The organism is Halomonas lysinitropha, from assembly GCF_902500215.1.
Lineage (GTDB): Bacteria > Pseudomonadota > Gammaproteobacteria > Pseudomonadales > Halomonadaceae > Halomonas > Halomonas lysinitropha.
In genome coordinates this window covers 1-547 of sequence record NZ_CABVOU010000028.1, presented here as the reverse complement: position 1 = coordinate 547, position 547 = coordinate 1, and the positions used below count along the sequence as shown (strand labels likewise).

Annotated in this window: 2 tRNA genes; both read right to left on the bottom strand. The window is 54.3% G+C overall.

Annotated features, from left to right (window positions below):
- Positions 1–280 precede the first annotated feature (280 nt).
- Positions 281–353: transfer RNA gene (locus HALO32_RS07355), tRNA-Ala, on the bottom strand.
- A 101-nt stretch (positions 354–454) separates the two neighbouring features.
- Positions 455–531: transfer RNA gene (locus HALO32_RS07350), tRNA-Ile, on the bottom strand.
- Positions 532–547 lie beyond the last annotated feature (16 nt).

The window sequence follows — 547 nt, the reverse complement described above, 5'->3', positions numbered from 1 at the left end:
TGACCATATAACCCCAAGAGGTCTGGTCCGCGATGACGATCGACAATTGCCGGATACGCTTGAAACGTATCTCGCGTCTCTTCCTCTCGGAAGAAACTTTGTCAGCATGATTCACATTGTTAAAGAGCAGACTGTCAATCGACAGTCACAAGCCGGTCATCACAGGAGGTGATAGTGGCTTGTGACTGCAGACTCGATCAGGTCAGGACTGTGGGGTGGTGGAGCCTAGCGGGCGGTGCGACGATTCGCTCGAACCGCTGACCTCCTGCCATGAAATGGTGGAAGCCTAGCGGGATCGAACCGCTGACCTCCTGCGTGCAAGGCAGGCGCTCTCCCAGCTGAGCTAAGGCCCCTGATACCCATCCATTCGAGGGAATTTGTGTGAAACTAGGCGAAAGATGGCGACGTATAGCCTGCTATACGAGTCATCGTTCAACGACGTATCACGCAAATTTGGTGGGTCTGGGCAGACTTGAACTGCCGACCTCACCCTTATCAGGGGTGCGCTCTAACCAACTGAGCTACAGACCCAAACAGTCGTTGCTCG